The organism is Pseudomonas sp. BIGb0278 (assembly GCF_024809895.1).
GTDB lineage: Bacteria > Pseudomonadota > Gammaproteobacteria > Pseudomonadales > Pseudomonadaceae > Aquipseudomonas > Aquipseudomonas shirazensis.
The window spans coordinates 1,593,979-1,609,721 of the sequence record NZ_JANUEL010000001.1 but is presented as its reverse complement, the minus strand read 5'-3'; the positions used below and the strand labels follow the sequence as shown (position 1 = coordinate 1,609,721).

The window sequence follows — 15,743 nt, the reverse complement described above, 5'->3', positions numbered from 1 at the left end:
TCAGCCGCGCATCTGTTCGATCAGGTGCCACAAGCGCGGGTCGTTGAAATCATCGATAACCAGTTGCGCGCCGGCTTGCTGCAAGCGTTCGGCCGTCTGGGTGGTGGCTATGGCCACGGTGAAGATCCCGGCAGCGCTGGCAGCGGTTACGCCGGGCAGTGAGTCTTCAAACGCCAGCGCATGCTCGGCATTCGCCTGCAGCCGCTCCAGGCCGGTCAGGTAGGGCAGCGGATCGGGCTTGGCCCGCGCCAGTTCGTCGGCTACCAGCACCTGCGTGAAACGCTGGGTCAGGCCCATTGCGCCAAGCATGTGTTCGGCATTCAAGCGCGGCGCATTGGTCACCACACACATGCCGATGGCCTCTGCCTGGGCGTAATCGAGCAAACGCAGTAACCCAGGCAACGGTTGCAGTTCAGGGGCGAGCTCGCGAAACAGCGCTTCCTTGCGCTCCGCCAGCGCCTGGCGCTGCGCCGGGCTCTGATCTGGGAACAGCCTGGCGAATAGCTCACCGTTGGCCTGACCGCTGATCTGTTCATCGAACTGGGCCTGAGTCAGCTCGCGGCCGTCCTGCTCGTGCAGCAGTTGGCGGAAGGCTTGCAGGTGCAGCGTGTCGGTATCGGTCAGGGTGCCATCGAGGTCAAACAGCAGGGCGGTCAGCATCGGTTATCCATAAGCTTGAACATCGTGCGGGGAATCATAACCAATGCGCACGACGAAGGGGGCTGTTCAGTTTTAGCAGAAAAGAGTACAAATGTGCTCCATGGACAATATGACCCCCAAACGCCGCGCGATTCTGGCTTTTATCCGCGAGCGCATTACCGATCACAGCCAGCCTCCGAGCCTCGCCGATATCGCCGAGCGCTTTGGTTTTGCCTCTCGTAGCGTTGCCCGCAAGCACATCAGTGCGCTGTGCCAGGGCGGCTACATCGACGTCACGCCCAATCAGGCCCGCGGTATCCGCCTGGCCGAGCCTTTGCGCCGGCCAGAAATCCTCGAGCTGCCGGTCCTTGGCCAAGTCGCTGCTGGTGCGCCGATCGGGCCTGACCTGGATATCCACGAGCAGTTGCTGCTCGACCCAAGCCTGTTCCGGCGCACGCCCGACTACCTTCTCAAGGTGCGCGGCGAGTCGATGATCGACGACGGCATATTTGACGGTGACCTGGTCGGCATCCGCCAGCAAGGCGAAGCCGACGACGGCCAGATCGTGGTCGCCCGGCTGGATGGCGAGGTCACTATCAAGCGTCTGCAGCGCATCCCCGGCGGCTTTCGTTTGCTGCCGCGCAACCCGGCCTATGCGCCGATCGAGGTTGGCCCTGAGCGCGACTTCTGTATCGAAGGGGTCTTCTGCGGCCTGCTGAGGCGCGACTGATGGGCGCCGTGGTCGATCTGGACGGCCTGCTCGACCAGCGCCGAATTTGGCGTGGCCGGCAAACCCAGGCGCGCCCGCTCGGCCTGCAGCCAACCGGCCATGCCCAGCTCGATGAGCGCCTGCCCGACGGCGGTTGGCCTGCCGCTGCGCTGAGTGAGCTGCTGTTGGCCAGTCCAGGCTGTGGTGAATTGCAATTGTTATGGCCGAGCCTGGCCCGGCTCACCGCAGAGTCCGGGCGGGTGGTGCTGATTGCACCGCCGTTTATCCCTTTTGCGCCGGCGTGGCAGGCAGCCGGGGTTGATCTGCGCTGGCTGACCCAGGTCGAGGCTGCGCCTACCGATGCCTTGTGGGCTGCCGAGCAGTGCTTGCGCTCGGGCAGTTGTGCAGCGGTGTTGTGCTGGCCCGAACGGGCCGATGATCGCGCCTTGCGCCGCTTGCAGGTGGCTGCCGAAACCGGCCAGGCGCTGGCGTTTGCCTGCCGCCCGCAGCACGCGGCGCACAACCCGTCACCGGCGGCGCTACGTATTGCTGTTGATACCCGGCCCGCACAATGGCGGGTGCTAAAGTGCCGCGGCGGCATGCCGCCTGCTGTGCCCATTGCCAGTCGCGGGCAGGGTTGATGCAGCATGTTGTGGGCCTGCATTTTATTGCCGCAGCTGACGCTGGACAGCGTCCTGCGTGAACGCGATGACCCGGATACGCCGCTGGTATTGATCGGCGGGCCGACTCAGCGCCGGGTGCTGCAAGCGGTCAACCCGGCTGCTGCCAGGCTCGGCTTGCGCGCCGGGCAGACGCTGACGGCCGCCCGCGCATTGGCCGATGGTTTCACCTGCGTTGAAGCCGACCCGGCCCAGGTCGAGCAGGTTCAGCAGTTGCTGGCTGCCTGGGCCTACCGCTACAGCGCGCAGGTCAGCCTGCATTATCCGCGGGCCTTGCTGCTCGAGGTCGGTTCCAGCCTGCAGTTGTTCGGGCCATGGCCTGTGCTCCAGGCGCGCCTGCGCGAAGAGCTGGATGCTCTGGGGCTGCGCCAACGCATTGTGCTGGCGAGCAACCCGGTGGCTGCTCGCATGCTTGCCAACTGTCATGACGGCCTTGCCCTGAGCGATGCCGACGACACCCGCGCGGCCCTGGCCAAGCTGCCGATCAACAAGGTCGGGCTGCCCACCGAGGCCAGCGAGGCCTTTATGCGGATGGGCCTGCGTCAGCTCGGTGAGGTGCTTGGCCTGCCGCGTGATGCGCTGGCCCGGCGCTTTGCCGCCGGGGTGCAGCTGCATCTGGATCAACTGCTGGGGCTGCGCAGTCTGGGTCTCGAGTTCTACCTGCCGCCGGACCGCTTCGAGACGCGTCTAGAGCTCAACTTCGACGTTGAATCGCATCAGGCCTTGCTGTTCCCGTTGCGGCGGATGATCAACGACCTGGCGGCGTTTCTGGCCGGGCGCGACTGTGGCGTGCAGCGCTTCGAGCTGCACCTTGAGCATGTTGAGGGCCCGGACACCGTGCTCAAGGTCGGGTTGTTGGCCGCCGAACGTGATGCGACCCTGCTGTTCGAGCTGGCCCGCGGGCGCCTCGAGCCGCTGCGCATCACTGCGCCGGTGCGCAACCTGCGTTTGCTGGCAGCAGACCTGCCGGCCTTTGTGCCGCAGCATCAAGCGCTGTTCGACCCGCGCGCGCAACAGGCGCAGCCGTGGGAGCAACTGCGCGAACGGCTGCGCGCGCGGCTGGGTGATGAAGCGGTGCAGGGCCTGCGTGCCGAAGCCGATCATCGCCCCGAGTGCGCTTGGCAACTTGCCAGCCAAGGTGCGTCCGGGCCGCTGCAGGCTGCTGTAGATAGCCGCCCGGGTTGGTTGTTGGCGGCCCCTTTGCGCTTGAGCGAGGCCGATGTGCAGCTGTTGGGGCGAGCCGAACGGATCGAATCGGGCTGGTGGGATGGCGGCGATGTGCGCCGTGACTACTACCGCATCGAAACCCGTGAAGGCTTGCGCGGCTGGGCCTATCAAGACCTCGCCGAGCCTGGTCCGCTGTGGTTGCAGGGGTGGTTCGCATGAGCGCCGGCGGCTATGCCGAGCTGCATTGCCTGTCGAACTTCAGCTTCCAGCGTGGCGCTTCCAGTGCCGATGAGTTGTTCAAACGTGCCCGCGAGCAAGGCTATACGGCGCTGGCGATCACCGATGAGTGCACCCTGGCCGGTATCGTACGCGGCTGGCAAGCCGCCAAAGCGCACCAACTGCGGCTGATCGTCGGCAGCGAAGTACGCTTGCAGGACGGGCCGAAACTGGTTTTGCTGGTCGAGAATCTGCGCGGCTATCAGAGCCTGTGTGGCTTGATCACCCGCGCCCGGCGGCGGGCGGGCAAAGGCGAGTATCAGTTGTTTGCTGCGGACCTTGAGGCCAATTGCGAGGGCTTGCTGGCGCTATGGATACCGGATGAGGCTGACGACGCGAACGCCGCTCAGTGGCTGCGTGAGCTGTTTGGCGAACGGCTGTACCTGGCCGTGCACCTGCACCGTGGCGCTGACGACACTACGCGCCTGGCTCGTTTGCGCACGCTGGCTACCCAGTTAGACATTCGCGCTGTGGCCTGTGGTGATGTGCACATGCACAGCCGTGGACGGCGCGCCCTGCAGGATTGCATGACCGCCGTGCGCCATCACTGCACGATTACCAGCGCCGGGCGTTACCTGTTCGCCAACGGCGAACGCCACCTGCGCAGCCTGGCTCAGCTCAACGAGCTGTACCCTGCAGACTTGCTCGAACAAAGCCAGTTGATCGCCGAGCGCTGTCACTTCGACCTGAGTGAACTGAAATACCAGTACCCACGCGAAGTAGTGCCGCCAGGGCAAACCCCGGCCAGTTGGCTGCGCCACCTGTGTGAACAGGGCCTGCCCCGGCGTTGGCCGGACGGCGCCAGTGCCGAGGTGCGCCAGGTCCTCGACAAGGAGCTGGCGCTGATCGAAGAGCTGCACTACGAGAGCTACTTTCTCACCGTGCACGACATCGTCGATTTCGCCCGCAAGCAAGGCATTCTCTGTCAGGGCCGCGGTTCGGCGGCCAACTCGGTGGTGTGTTTTGTGCTCGGCATCACCGAGCTTGATCCGATGCAGCATCATCTGCTGTTCGAACGGTTTCTCTCACGCGAGCGCAACGAGCCACCCGACATTGATGTGGACTTCGAGCACAACCGCCGCGAAGAGGTCATTCAGTATGTGTTCCGCCGCTATGGTCGCCACCGTGCGGCACTGACCGCCGTGGTCAGTACCTATCACGCGGCTGGCGCGGTGCGCGATGTGGCGCGGGTGCTCGGGCTGCCGGCCGATCAGGTCGATGCGCTGGCCAAGTGCTGCGGCCGCTGGACGGATCGCATCCCCGATGCGCAGCGCCTGGCCGAGGCGGGCTTCGAGGCGCAAAGCCCGTCGTTGCGGCGGATTCTGGTGCTGGCCGGCGACCTGATCGGTTTCCCCCGGCACCTGTCGCAGCACCCTGGGGGCTTTGTCATTTCCGAGCAACCGCTGCACCAGCTGGTGCCGGTGGAAAACGCGGCGATGGCCGAGCGCACGGTGATCCAGTGGGACAAGGACGACCTCGATATGGTCGGCCTGCTCAAGGTCGACGTGCTGGCGCTGGGGATGCTCAGCGCGCTTCGCCGTTGTTTCGATCTGCTCGCGCAGCACCGTGGGCGCCATTTGACCCTGGCTACCATTCCCAGCGAAGACCCAGCGACCTACGCCATGATCAGCCGCGCCGAGACCATCGGTGTGTTTCAGATCGAATCACGCGCGCAGATGGCCATGCTGCCGCGGCTCAAACCCAAGACGTTTTATGACCTGGTAATCGAAGTGGCGATCGTCCGCCCGGGCCCGATTCAGGGCGACATGGTCCACCCGTATCTGCGCCGGCGGCTAAAGCAGGAAGAGGTGACGTATCCGTCGCCAGCGCTCGAGGCCGTGTTCAAACGCACGCTGGGTGTGCCGTTGTTCCAGGAACAGGTCATGGAGTTGGCGATGGTTGCCGCCGACTACAGCCCTGGCGAAGCCGATCAGTTGCGCCGCAGCATGGCCGCCTGGAAGCGGCACGGCGGCCTTGAACCGCATCGCGTGCGCTTGCTCGAGGGCATGCTGCGTAACGGCTACGAGCTGGCCTTTGCCGAGCGCATCTTCGAGCAGATCAAGGGCTTTGGCAGTTATGGCTTCCCTGAGTCGCACGCTGCCAGCTTTGCCTTGTTGTGTTACGCCAGCAGCTGGCTCAAGTGCCACGAGCCGGCGATCTTCACCTGTGCCTTGGTCAACAGCTGGCCAATGGGCTTCTACAGCCCTGACCAGTTGCTCCAGGACGCCAGGCGCCAAGGGATCGAAGTGCGCCCGGTGGACGTCTTTTACAGCGAGTGGGACTGCACCCTTGAGCCGTTGGCCGGCGGCGCCTTGGCGATCCGCCTGGGCTTGCGCCAGATCCGCGGGTTTACCCAAGCCGATGCCTTGCGCCTGGCACAGGCCAGGCAGCAACGACCTTGGCGCGATGTCGAAGACATGTGCCTGCGCGCCGAACTCGACAGCCGTGCCCGCGCGCGCCTGGCAGATGCCGGGGCGTTGCGCGGGTTGGCCAGCGATCGTCATCAGGCCCGCTGGCAGGTGGCTGCCGTGCAGGCGCAACTGCCCTTGTTCGCCGATATCGGCAGCGTAGGCGAGCAGGCCGTGGCGTTGCCAAGGCCAACCGTGGCGCAGGACCTGGTAGCCGATTACGCCACCCTTGGCACCACCCTTGGGCCGCACCCGTTGAGTCTGTTGCGCCCGCGTCTGCGCGCGCTGGGTTGTCGCAGTTCGGCGGAGCTGGACAGCGTCGAGCATGGCGATGCCATTGCTGTGACCGGTCTGGTGGTTGGCCGGCAGCGTCCTGGCACGGCCAGCGGGGTGACGTTTGTCACCCTGGAAGACGAGGCGGGCATGGTCAACGTGGTGGTCTGGCGCGACCTGGCCGAGCGTCAGCGGCGGGCGCTGGTTGGCGCCCAGTTGCTCAAGGTCAGTGGCCGACTGGAACACGAGAAGGGCGTCAGGCACTTGATTGCCCGGCGCCTGGAAGACGTCAGCCCGCTATTGCAAGGGCTGGACGTGCGCAGCCGCGACTTTCACTGAGGCCCGCCTAGACCATCGCCAGGTGCTGCTTGCGCGTAGGCGGGGCAAAGGCCTGATCAATCGCTTGCAGGTCGGCAGCGCTCAAGCACAGCTCGCCTGCCGCGGCATTGAGCTGCACATGCCTTGGGTCGACGGCCTTGGGGATGGCAATCACTCCCGCATGGCGGGTAACCCAGGCCAGGCTGACCTGCGCTGGGGTGGCGTTATGGCGCTCGGCGATTTCGGCTATCAGCGGATGCTGCAGTAGCTGACCTGCTTGGGCCAGTGGGCAGTAGGCCATGATCGGCATCTGCTGCGCCTGGCTCCAGGGCAACAGGTCGAACTCGATGCCGCGTTGGGCCGGGTTGTACAGCACCTGGTTGGCTGCACAGGCCGCGTTATCAAGCTCGATCATGTCATCCAGATCGAAGTTGGAAACACCCCAGCGGCGAATCTTGCCCTGTTCGCGCAAACGCTCGAAGGCCTCGACGGTTTCTTCCAGCGGATACTGGCCACGCCAGTGCAGCAGGTACAGGTCAATGCAATCGGTGCCCAGCCGGCGCAGGCTGCGCTCGCAGGCTTGCGGCACGCCGCGCTGGCTAGCGTTGTGCGGGTAGACCTTGCTGACCAGAAACACCTGGTCACGGCGACCAGCCATGGCGGCGCCGACCACTTCCTCGGCGCCACCTTCGGCATACATCTCGGCGGTGTCGATCAGGCTCATGCCAAGCTCGATGCCTTGCTGCAAGGCCGCCACCTCGGCGGCCTTGCGCGCCGGGTCTTCGCCCATGTACCAAGTGCCTTGGCCTATGGCGGCAACGCGGCGGTCTGCAAGTTCTACTGTGCGCATGTCAACTCCTGTGGCGGGGTGTGGGCAATGACGACATCCAGCAGCGCCTCGGCTGCGGTTGAAAGCTTGTGTTCACTCAGCGAAATAACGCCAATACGCCGCTCGACGCTGGGTTCAACCAAGGCGACGCAGCGGGCGCCAAGCTCCTGCATCTGCTTGATGCACAGGGCCGGCACAGCGCTGACGCCAAGGCCATTGGCGACCATGCGGCCGATGGTGGTCAACTGATGGCTCTCGAACGCCACGGTCAACTTGCCGTGGCCGGCGGCGACGTTTTGTTCCAGCAGCAGGCGCACCGCAGACGGTCGTTGCAGGGCGATGAAATCTTCGGCCAGCAATGCCTGCCAGCTCACCTCATGCTGCAGCGCCAGCGGTGAGTCTGCTGGCACCACCGCCACGAAGCGGTCCATGTACAGCGGCACAAAGCGCAGGCCGTCGAGGTTGTCCGGCTCGAAACCAATGCCTAGTTCGACGCGGCGATGGCGTACCAGTTCCTGCACCTGTTCATTGATCACGTCATGCACGGTGACGTTGACCCGCGGATAACGCTGGCGAAACACCTTCAATGCCTGCGGCAGCAGGTTGCCGGCAAAGGCCGGCATCGCCGCCACCGAGACCCGCCCCAGTTGCAAGGTAAAGCGCTGGCGCAGCATCTCTTCGGTGTCGTCCCAGTCGGCCAGCAGCCGCCGCGCCAACGGCAGCAGCACCTCGCCTTCGGGGGTCAGGCTGACGCTGCGGGTGGTGCGGGCGAGCAGGGCGCCGCCGAGGTTGTCCTCCAACGCCTTGATGGTCAGGCTCAAGGCCGGCTGCGACACATGCAGATGCTCGCCCGCCTGGGCAAAGCTCAGGTACTTGGCTACGGTGACAAAGGCACGCAACTGCTTGACGTTCATGCGGGGGTGGGCCTTTTGTTTTAGAAAAATTATCAATCGATGACTAAAACAAAATTAACAAATCAGTCGGCAGCGGTGAAGATGGCTGCACGCACAAACAACTATAAAGGCGAATCAGCATGGCCGGACTGGATAAGCGCGTTGCAACCTACGAAGAGGCCCTGGCAGGCCTGACCGACAACATGACCGTACTGGCCGGCGGCTTCGGCCTCTGCGGCATCCCGGAAAACCTCATCGCCCAGATCAAGCGCAGCGGGGTCAAGGGCCTGACCGTGGTCTCGAACAACTGCGGCGTCGATGGTTTCGGCCTGGGCATCCTCCTCGAAGAACGGCAGATCGCCAAGATGATCGCGTCCTATGTCGGCGAAAACGCCGAGTTCGAGCGTCAGTTGCTCAGCGGCGAACTTGAAGTGGTACTGACCCCCCAAGGCACTCTGGCAGAAAAAATGCGCGCAGGCGGCGCTGGCATACCGGCGTTCTTCACCGCCACCGGCTACGGCACCCCGGTTGCCGAAGGCAAGGAAGTGCGTGAGTTCAATGGCCGAAAGTACATCCTCGAAGAAGCCATCACCGGCGATTTCGCCATCGTCAAAGGCTGGAAGGCCGACCACTACGGCAACGTGGTGTATCGCAACACGGCGCAGAACTTCAATCCGCTGGCCGCAACCGCCGGCAAGATCACCGTGGTCGAGGTCGAGGAGATCGTCGAACCCGGCGTGTTGCTGCCAAGCGAGATCCATACCCCAGGGATCTTCGTCGATCGTGTGATCGTCGGTACCTTCGAGAAGCGCATCGAAAAGCGCACCGTCAAGGCCTGAACGCCGCCCATAGAACAACAAAGAGATCCAGACCATGGCACTGACCCGCGAACAGATGGCCCAACGCGTCGCCCGTGAACTGCAGGACGGCTTCTACGTCAACCTCGGCATCGGTATCCCGACCCTGGTGGCCAACTATGTCCCCGCCGACATGGACGTGATGCTGCAATCGGAAAACGGTCTGCTCGGCATGGGCGAGTTTCCCACCGAGAGCACTATCGATGCCGACATGATCAACGCCGGCAAACAAACCGTCACCGCCCGCCGCGGCGCTTCGATTTTCGATTCGGCACAATCGTTCGCGATGATCCGCGGCGGCCATGTCGACCTGACCGTACTCGGCGCCTTTGAAGTAGATGTGGAAGGCAACATTGCCTCGTGGATGATCCCCGGCAAGCTGGTCAAAGGCATGGGCGGCGCCATGGACCTGGTCGCAGGCGCCGACAACATCATCGTCACCATGACCCATGCATCCAAGGACGGCGAGTCCAAGCTGCTGTCGCGCTGCAGCCTGCCGTTGACCGGTGCTGGCTGCATTCGCAAGGTGCTGACCGACCTGGCCTATCTGGAAATCGAAAACGGGGCGTTCATCCTGCGCGAAACCGCGCCGGGCGTGACTGTCGATGAAGTGATCGCCAAAACCGCCGGCAAGCTGATCGTTGCCGATGATGTGAAAGAAATGACCTTCTGATCGCCACTGGTTTACCCCAGCCCCCCCTGTAGTGGTGGGCTTGCTCTGCAAAGGCCGACCCCTTTGCCGAGCAGGCCCGTTGCTGCAGGTTTTTTGCGTGTGCCTTGAAATCCCCTGACAAGACCAATAAAAGGAAAACTACCGTGGCCGCTGAAATTCAGGATAGCCGCTCCGCCCGGTTCGCTCTGCGCTGCTCCAACTGGGCCGAGCGCTGGTTCCCCGACTCGTGGGTATTTGCCGCCTTGGCGGTGGTGCTGGTGTGCGTGGCCGCAATGGCCATGGGCGCCAAGCCGACCGACACTGCCAAGGCCTTTGGCGATGGTTTCTGGAGCCTGATCCCGTTCACCATGCAGATGGCCTTTGTGGTCATCGGCGGTTATGTGGTCGCCAGCTCACCGCCGGCGGCACGGCTGATCGATCGGCTGGCACGGATCCCGAAAAACGGCCGTTCTGCAGTCTGCTGGGTGGCGCTGATCTCGATGGTGGCGTCGTTGCTCAACTGGGGCCTGTCGCTGGTGTTCGGCGGCTTACTGGTAAGGGCATTGGCCCGCCGCACCGATCTGAAAATGGACTATCGCGCTGCAGGCGCAGCGGCCTACCTTGGCTTGGGCGCGGTATGGGCGCTGGGCTTGTCGTCGTCGGCGGCGCAGCTGCAGGCCAACCCGGCCAGCCTGCCGCCGTCGATCCTGTCGATTACCGGCGTGATTCCCTTCACCGAGACCATCTTCCTCTGGCAGTCCGGCGTCCTGCTGGCGGCGCTGGTGATCGTCTCGCTGATCGTGGCCTATGCCACCGCACCCGGCGCCAGCAGCGCGCGTACTGCCGAGCAATGCGGTATCGACCCCAGCTTCACCGCGCCGCCGCCGGCGCAGCGTACCCGTCCCGGCGAATGGCTGGAACACAGCCCGGTGCTGACCTTGTTGCTGGTGGCATTGGCTGCAGGCTGGCTGTACCAGGAGTTCGCCAGCAAACCGGCGATTACCGCGATTTCCGGGCTCAATACCTACAACTTCCTGTTCATCATGCTCGGCGCTCTGCTGCACTGGCGGCCGCGCAGCTTTCTCGATGCCGTGACCCGCGCAGTGCCGACCACCACCGGGGTGCTGATCCAGTTTCCCCTGTATGGCTCGATCGCCGCGGTGCTGACTCAGGTCAAGGGCATCGATGAGCAGACTCTGGCTCACCATATCTCGACCTTCTTCGTGCAGATCGCCACGCACGACACCTATGCCTTGCTGATGGGTGTGTACTCGGCGGTGCTGGGCTTCTTCATCCCCTCGGGCGGCGGCAAGTGGATCATCGAAGCGCCGTACGTGATGCTGGTGGCCAACGACCTGCAGTATCACCTCGGCTGGGCGGTACAGATCTACAACGCGGCCGAAGCCTTGCCCAACCTGATCAACCCGTTCTACATGCTGCCGCTGCTTGGGGTGCTTGGGCTCAAGGCGCGGGACCTGATCGGCTTCTCGTTCGTGCAGCTGCTGGTGCATGCGCCGTTGGTGCTGGTGCTGCTGTGGGCACTCGGCTCGACCTTGCAGTACACGCCACCGGTGATGCCGTGAGCGGGTGCGGGCACTTAAACGGTTAAACGCGGTCACAGCCGGGCACATATTTACTCAGGAGCTGTAATGAAGAAGATTTCTCTGTGTCTCGGCGCCGCACTGTTGGCCGGGCTGGCGGGCTGCGCTGGCAATGACCACCTCGACACCAGCCGACTCACCAAGGTCGATGAGAACCACGCCAACCTTGAAGCGAACGGCGCGCGTTATACCCTCGACAGCTACATCATCCCGTTCAACCAGCCATACTTCATCAGCGTCCAGCGCGATGACGGCAAACCGCTGACCATCGCCGAGGCGGCAGCTGTCGCACAGCCGTACATCGAAACACGTGGCTGCACCCAGCCCGTGGCGCGTCGTCCGGATCTGGACAAGAGCAACGCTGCGAAAACCCAGTGGATCGTTGGCATCGAGTGCTGATGACTGCCTGTTTGCTGGTGCGCTGAATCGACAACGCCTGGCTGACCTCTGTTGAGGTTTAGGCAGGCGCTTGTGCAGAGTGTGGCTACCCGCTCAAACCGCTCAGCGCAGTTGCGCCAACAGTTCCTGCAGTTTTTCGATGTTCTGTTGATCCAGCGCGAACACCGGCCGGCGTGGTTCACCCGCATCCAGCCCGGTCAGGGTCAGGCCGGCCTTGACGGTAGCCGGTAAGCCGCCCTTGAGGATGAACTCAAGCAATGGCAACTGCCGGTAGAACAGCGTTTTGGCCTGTTCCAGGTCACCCGCCAGTACCGCGTGGTACAGCTCCAGATTGAGTTCCGGGATCAGGTTGCAGGCCGCCGTGCACCAGCCCTTGGCACCCGCCGCGAACGCTTCCAGCGCCAACGGGTTGCAGCCGTTGTAGAACGGCACCTGACCCTCACCGAGTACATGCAGCTTGTGCATCCGCTGAATATCGCCGGTGCTTTCCTTGACCATGGTGACGTTGTCGATTTCGCGCACGATGCGCAGGATCAGCTCGACTGGCATGTCGGTGCCGCTGGTGGCCGGGTTGTTGTAGAGCATGATCGGCAGGTCTACCGAAGCTGCGATGGCGCGGTAGTGCTGAACAATCTCGCGCTCGCTGAGCTTCCAGTACGCGGTCGGCAACACCATCAGCGCATCGGCGCCATGTGCCTGGGCAAAACGGGCACGGCGGATCGCCCCGGTAGTGGTCAGGTCAGAGACGCTGACGATGCTCGGCACGCGCTTGGCAATGCTGGCCAGGCTGTACTCGGCGACCTGTTGCCATTCACTGTCGCTCAGGTAGGCGCCTTCACCGGTGCTGCCCAGCGGCGCGATCACGTGCACGCCACTGTCGATCAAACGCTCGATGCACTGGCCGAGTGCGGGCAGGTCAAGCTGTTCGCCGGCATGGCTGAACGGGGTAACTGTGTAGCCGATGATGCCGTGGAATTGTGTAGTCATGGTGCAAGGCTCCGCAAACAAGGCAGGGTTGATCAGTTCAGGCAGTCTTCATGCTTACGCAGGCACTGGCGGGCGTAATAGTTGAAGGCAGCAGTGTGGCGTTTGGGCCGGTCGATCCAGTCGTGTGCCTCGCGGCCCAACGCGGGAGTGATCGGTTTGATGGTGCCGGCAGCCATCGCCAGCAATTGCAGACGGGCGGCGCGTTCGATCAATTGGGCGTAGACGCAGGCTTGCTCGACGCTGGCACCGGTCGACAGCTGGCCGTGGTGCGAGAGCAGAATGGCGCGCTTGTCGCCCAGCGCGTTGCTGATCAGTTCGCCTTCTTCGTTGCCCACCGGGACACCTGGCCAGCCTTCGAGAAAGGCGCAGTCTTCGTAAAGCGGGCACAGGTCCATGTGCGAGACCTGCAGCGGCACTTCAAGCATCGACAGCGCTGCGACGTGAGTCGGATGCGTGTGAATGATGCAGTTGACGTCTGGACGGGCGCGATAGACCCAGCTGTGAAAACGGTTGGCCGGGTTGGGCATGCCCTGTCCTTCGAGCACTTCCAGGTCCTCGTTGACCAGCAGCAGGTTGCTCGCACTGATCTCGTCGAAACCCAAGCCCAATTGCTGGGTGTAGAAGGTACCGGGTTGTGGCCCGCGGGCGCTGATTTGCCCAGCCAGGCCGGAGTCATGGCCGTGGTCGAACAGAATTCGGCAGGTCAGTGCCAGCTTTTCGCGCACGGTCCACGTATTATCGGCGAGCGAACTTTGCATCTGGGTCAGCGCCTGGCGCACCAGTTGCTCTTTGCTGTGTGACAGGGTTGTGGCCATGGGCGACTATCCTCTGTGGCGAATGATGAAGGTCAGCGGTCTGTGCTCGGCTGTGTGGTGTGGTCCGAGCTCGATGACGCAATCAATGACACGAGATATCCTATATGACACAAAGTGTCATAAGCAACAGCGTTTCTTGGGAATACCGAAATTCATGTCTATCCGATTGAAATTGCTGAGAAAAAAACTCGGTATCACGCTTGAGGTACTGGCTGACAAGGCCGGGATGACCAAAAGCTACCTGTCCAAAGTCGAGCGCGGGCTGAACACACCGTCGATCGCCAGCGCGCTGAAATTGGCGCGGGCGTTGAACGTCAACGTCGAGGAGCTGTTCTCCGAAGACGCCAGCGATCAGGCGCGCTACAGCCTGGTCCGCCAGGGTGAACGGCAGTCCTTGGTCGGCAGCGGCGAGGGTCCCGGCTATGCCGTGCTGACCTCGCAGGTCGGCCAGCGCAGCCTGCTGCCGTTTCTGATCCAGCCGCCCACCGAGTTCAGCGATCCGACCTTCAAAGAGCACCAGGGCGAGGAGTTTCTGTTCGTCCATAGTGGCCAGGTTGAGGTCGATTTCATGACCGAGCGTGTGCTCCTGGGGCAGGGCGATGCCTTGCATTTCAACGCCCAGACTCCCCACCGGCTGCGCTCGATTGGCCCGCAGCAGGCGCAGTTGCTGGTGGTCGTGCAGGGCGGCGAGTAAGGGGGCGGGGCGATGATCGAGGTCTCACGGTTCTGGCGCGATCCGGCATTGCCTTTTGTTGAAGCGCGCCGCGTGGGTGACGGCCGCCAGGTGTGTTACGCGGCACACTCCCATGAGAGCTTCTCGCTTGGAGTGATTACGGGTGGGCGCAGCAGCTACATGACCGGAGCGGTCAGTCATGAGGTGACTGCGGGCAGCACGGTGTTGATCAAACCGAGCGTGGTGCACAGTTGCAACCCAGTTGCTGGCGAGGCGTGGTCGTACCTGATGCTGTTTGTCGATATGCCGTGGCTGAGTGCGCAAGGCGTGCAGTTGCCAGAGGCAACCCTGAGCCATTCCACAGCGCTGTACAGCCGGGTACTACAGTTGTTCGCGGACTTGTTCGATGAAGCGACGGCCGAGCGCGAAGCCTTGCTGGCAGCTTTTTTTCGGGACTTGCCCGGCTATCTGCAACCTGAGGTAGCGACGCCCAATGATGAGCATGCGCAATTGGACGCTGGCGCAGCGTTCATCCGCACGCACCGGCAGGACCCGTTGACCCTCGCCGAGATTTGCGCCGCTGCCGGATTGTCGCGGGCCTACCTGATTCGCGCCTTCCGTCAGCGCTTTGGGTTGACCCCGCATGGTTATCTGCTGGACCAGCGCGTGCAATATGCGCGCAGCCAACTGCGCCTGGGCCGGCCCATCGCCGAGGTGGCGGTGGACGCAGGCTTTGCTGATCAGGCGCATTTGCAGCGCGCGTTCAAGCGGCACCTGGCGGCAACCCCCGGGCACTACCGTAACGCCTCAGGCGCGCAGCAGCACCACAGCGCTGGCCACGAGTAATGCCGCCAGCAGGCGATTGAACAAGCGCAAGCGCTTCGGCTTGTCCAGGTAGTGGCTGATCACACTGCCGGCCCACGCCCAGCTGGCGATCGAGACAAAGCAGATCGGCGCGTAAATTGCGCTGAACAGCCACAGCAGTGGCTGATCCCCGCCGGTATAGGCGCCCACGCCGGCAACAGCCGCCAGCCACGCCTTCGGGCTCAGCCACTGCATGGCCGCGCCTTGCCAGGCTGAGGGTGCCTGCAGCTGTTGTTCAGCCGCTAGTTCGCCGTTGTCGCGGGCCAGTTGCCAAGCCATGTACAGCAGGAACAACACACCGCCCCACAACAGCAACTGGCCCAGCGCTGGCCAGCGCAGCAACAGCTGGTGCACACCCAAACCGCACAGCAGCAGTAGCATACAGAAACCCAGCGTCGCACCTGCGACATGGCCAAGGCTCGCCCGCAGGCCGTGGCGGGCGCCGCTGGCCAGGGCTACGATATTGACGGGGCCGGGTGAAATCGAGGCTGCCAGGGCAAAGGCAGCCATGGACAAGGACAGGCTCATGAGCAGGATTCCAGAGTTGAGGTGCGCTGATGGTGCGCGCCCACCCGGCCTGCGTATTGAACCAAAGTCCCCTGCGGTTTGCCTCGGAAACACCTGTTACAGGTTTTGTAATAGTTTCCCGCTGTCAGAAAATACGACTGTAATTGTAGGATCTCCATCCCAATTTCCCATTCAG

Annotated in this window: 16 protein-coding genes; 10 read left to right on the top strand and 6 right to left on the bottom strand. The window is 63.4% G+C overall.

The window, feature by feature from the left end:
• Positions 1-660: an HAD family phosphatase gene (locus M2396_RS07370; RefSeq protein ID WP_150569454.1), complete on the bottom strand. Its 660-nt coding sequence runs from the start codon at positions 658-660 to the stop codon at positions 1-3.
• Positions 661-751: 91 nt separating this feature from the next.
• Here M2396_RS07370 and lexA point away from each other — a divergent pair, with 91 nt between their 5' ends.
• The 4 genes from lexA to M2396_RS07350 are packed head-to-tail and all read left to right on the top strand — an operon-like array spanning position 752 to position 6,491.
• Positions 752-1,369, top strand: a complete 618-nt coding sequence (gene lexA, locus M2396_RS07365; RefSeq protein WP_178080761.1) for a transcriptional repressor LexA — start codon at positions 752-754, stop codon at positions 1,367-1,369.
• Positions 1,369-1,989 carry a translesion DNA synthesis-associated protein ImuA gene (gene imuA, locus M2396_RS07360; protein ID WP_220633474.1) on the top strand — a complete coding sequence of 207 codons (621 nt, stop codon included), beginning with the start codon at positions 1,369-1,371 and terminating at the stop codon, positions 1,987-1,989. The genes lexA and imuA overlap by 1 nt, the downstream gene beginning before the upstream one ends.
• A gap of 6 nt (positions 1,990-1,995) precedes the next feature.
• Positions 1,996-3,414, top strand: coding sequence for a DNA polymerase Y family protein (locus M2396_RS07355; RefSeq protein WP_101318829.1), 1,419 nt, complete (start codon positions 1,996-1,998; stop codon positions 3,412-3,414).
• Positions 3,411-6,491: an error-prone DNA polymerase gene (locus M2396_RS07350; RefSeq protein WP_259074023.1), complete on the top strand. Its 3,081-nt coding sequence runs from the start codon at positions 3,411-3,413 to the stop codon at positions 6,489-6,491. Before M2396_RS07355 ends, M2396_RS07350 begins: the two co-directional genes overlap by 4 nt.
• Positions 6,492-6,498: 7 nt before the next feature.
• Here the strand turns inward: M2396_RS07350 and M2396_RS07345 are convergent, their stop codons facing one another.
• Both M2396_RS07345 and M2396_RS07340 read right to left on the bottom strand, forming a co-directional pair.
• Complete coding sequence (locus M2396_RS07345; RefSeq protein ID WP_101318833.1) at positions 6,499-7,320, bottom strand: aldo/keto reductase; 822 nt, start codon at positions 7,318-7,320, stop codon at positions 6,499-6,501.
• Positions 7,308-8,213 carry a LysR family transcriptional regulator gene (locus M2396_RS07340; RefSeq protein WP_101318835.1) on the bottom strand — a complete coding sequence of 302 codons (906 nt, stop codon included), beginning with the start codon at positions 8,211-8,213 and terminating at the stop codon, positions 7,308-7,310. The genes M2396_RS07345 and M2396_RS07340 overlap by 13 nt, the downstream gene beginning before the upstream one ends.
• Positions 8,214-8,332: 119 nt before the next feature.
• Between M2396_RS07340 and M2396_RS07335 the strand changes: the two genes are divergently transcribed.
• The 4 genes from M2396_RS07335 to M2396_RS07320 all read left to right on the top strand — a co-directional run bounded on the left by M2396_RS07335 (position 8,333) and on the right by M2396_RS07320 (position 11,701).
• The gene (locus M2396_RS07335) at positions 8,333-9,031 is read left to right on the top strand and encodes a CoA transferase subunit A (protein WP_101318837.1); all 699 of its coding nucleotides are present in this window, start codon (positions 8,333-8,335) and stop codon (positions 9,029-9,031) included.
• A gap of 34 nt (positions 9,032-9,065) precedes the next feature.
• On the top strand, positions 9,066-9,722 hold the full coding sequence (locus M2396_RS07330; protein WP_259074022.1) for a CoA transferase subunit B: 657 nt from the start codon (positions 9,066-9,068) through the stop codon (positions 9,720-9,722).
• A 143-nt stretch (positions 9,723-9,865) separates the two neighbouring features.
• A complete protein-coding gene (locus M2396_RS07325; protein ID WP_101318841.1) occupies positions 9,866-11,284 on the top strand; it encodes a short-chain fatty acid transporter in 1,419 nt (472 codons plus the stop codon).
• A gap of 66 nt (positions 11,285-11,350) precedes the next feature.
• Positions 11,351-11,701: a hypothetical protein gene (locus tag M2396_RS07320; protein WP_150569449.1), complete on the top strand. Its 351-nt coding sequence runs from the start codon at positions 11,351-11,353 to the stop codon at positions 11,699-11,701.
• 102 nt (positions 11,702-11,803) lie between these two features.
• On the opposite strand, the gene M2396_RS07315 is transcribed toward M2396_RS07320, so the two are convergent.
• Positions 11,804-12,688: a dihydrodipicolinate synthase family protein gene (locus M2396_RS07315; protein ID WP_150569448.1), complete on the bottom strand. Its 885-nt coding sequence runs from the start codon at positions 12,686-12,688 to the stop codon at positions 11,804-11,806.
• 32 nt (positions 12,689-12,720) lie between these two features.
• Complete coding sequence (locus M2396_RS07310; RefSeq protein ID WP_150569447.1) at positions 12,721-13,503, bottom strand: aldolase; 783 nt, start codon at positions 13,501-13,503, stop codon at positions 12,721-12,723.
• A gap of 154 nt (positions 13,504-13,657) precedes the next feature.
• Between M2396_RS07310 and M2396_RS07305 the strand changes: the two genes are divergently transcribed.
• Positions 13,658-14,197 carry a helix-turn-helix domain-containing protein gene (locus M2396_RS07305; RefSeq protein ID WP_150569446.1) on the top strand — a complete coding sequence of 180 codons (540 nt, stop codon included), beginning with the start codon at positions 13,658-13,660 and terminating at the stop codon, positions 14,195-14,197.
• Between the two features lie 12 nt (positions 14,198-14,209).
• Positions 14,210-15,022, top strand: a complete 813-nt coding sequence (locus M2396_RS07300) for an AraC family transcriptional regulator (RefSeq protein ID WP_220633483.1) — start codon at positions 14,210-14,212, stop codon at positions 15,020-15,022.
• On the opposite strand, the gene M2396_RS07295 is transcribed toward M2396_RS07300, so the two are convergent.
• The gene (locus M2396_RS07295; protein WP_101318847.1) at positions 14,984-15,568 is read right to left on the bottom strand and encodes a LysE family translocator; all 585 of its coding nucleotides are present in this window, start codon (positions 15,566-15,568) and stop codon (positions 14,984-14,986) included. The genes M2396_RS07300 and M2396_RS07295 overlap by 39 nt on opposite strands.
• Positions 15,569-15,743: the final 175 nt, after the last annotated feature.

Excerpts from the sequence above, each read along its gene's own strand:
- M2396_RS07370 (WP_150569454.1), bottom strand. The coding sequence starts at position 660 with ATGCTGACCGCCCTGCTGTTTGACCTCGATGGCACCCTGACCGATACC.
- lexA (WP_178080761.1), top strand. The coding sequence starts at position 752 with ATGTGCTCCATGGACAATATGACCCCCAAACGCCGCGCGATTCTGGCT.
- imuA (WP_220633474.1), top strand. The coding sequence starts at position 1,369 with ATGGGCGCCGTGGTCGATCTGGACGGCCTGCTCGACCAGCGCCGAATT.
- M2396_RS07355 (WP_101318829.1), top strand. The coding sequence starts at position 1,996 with ATGTTGTGGGCCTGCATTTTATTGCCGCAGCTGACGCTGGACAGCGTC.
- M2396_RS07350 (WP_259074023.1), top strand. The coding sequence starts at position 3,411 with ATGAGCGCCGGCGGCTATGCCGAGCTGCATTGCCTGTCGAACTTCAGC.
- M2396_RS07345 (WP_101318833.1), bottom strand. The coding sequence starts at position 7,320 with ATGCGCACAGTAGAACTTGCAGACCGCCGCGTTGCCGCCATAGGCCAA.
- M2396_RS07340 (WP_101318835.1), bottom strand. The coding sequence starts at position 8,213 with ATGAACGTCAAGCAGTTGCGTGCCTTTGTCACCGTAGCCAAGTACCTG.
- M2396_RS07335 (WP_101318837.1), top strand. The coding sequence starts at position 8,333 with ATGGCCGGACTGGATAAGCGCGTTGCAACCTACGAAGAGGCCCTGGCA.
- M2396_RS07330 (WP_259074022.1), top strand. The coding sequence starts at position 9,066 with ATGGCACTGACCCGCGAACAGATGGCCCAACGCGTCGCCCGTGAACTG.
- M2396_RS07320 (WP_150569449.1), top strand. The coding sequence starts at position 11,351 with ATGAAGAAGATTTCTCTGTGTCTCGGCGCCGCACTGTTGGCCGGGCTG.
- M2396_RS07315 (WP_150569448.1), bottom strand. The coding sequence starts at position 12,688 with ATGACTACACAATTCCACGGCATCATCGGCTACACAGTTACCCCGTTC.
- M2396_RS07310 (WP_150569447.1), bottom strand. The coding sequence starts at position 13,503 with ATGGCCACAACCCTGTCACACAGCAAAGAGCAACTGGTGCGCCAGGCG.
- M2396_RS07305 (WP_150569446.1), top strand. The coding sequence starts at position 13,658 with ATGTCTATCCGATTGAAATTGCTGAGAAAAAAACTCGGTATCACGCTT.
- M2396_RS07300 (WP_220633483.1), top strand. The coding sequence starts at position 14,210 with ATGATCGAGGTCTCACGGTTCTGGCGCGATCCGGCATTGCCTTTTGTT.
- M2396_RS07295 (WP_101318847.1), bottom strand. The coding sequence starts at position 15,568 with ATGAGCCTGTCCTTGTCCATGGCTGCCTTTGCCCTGGCAGCCTCGATT.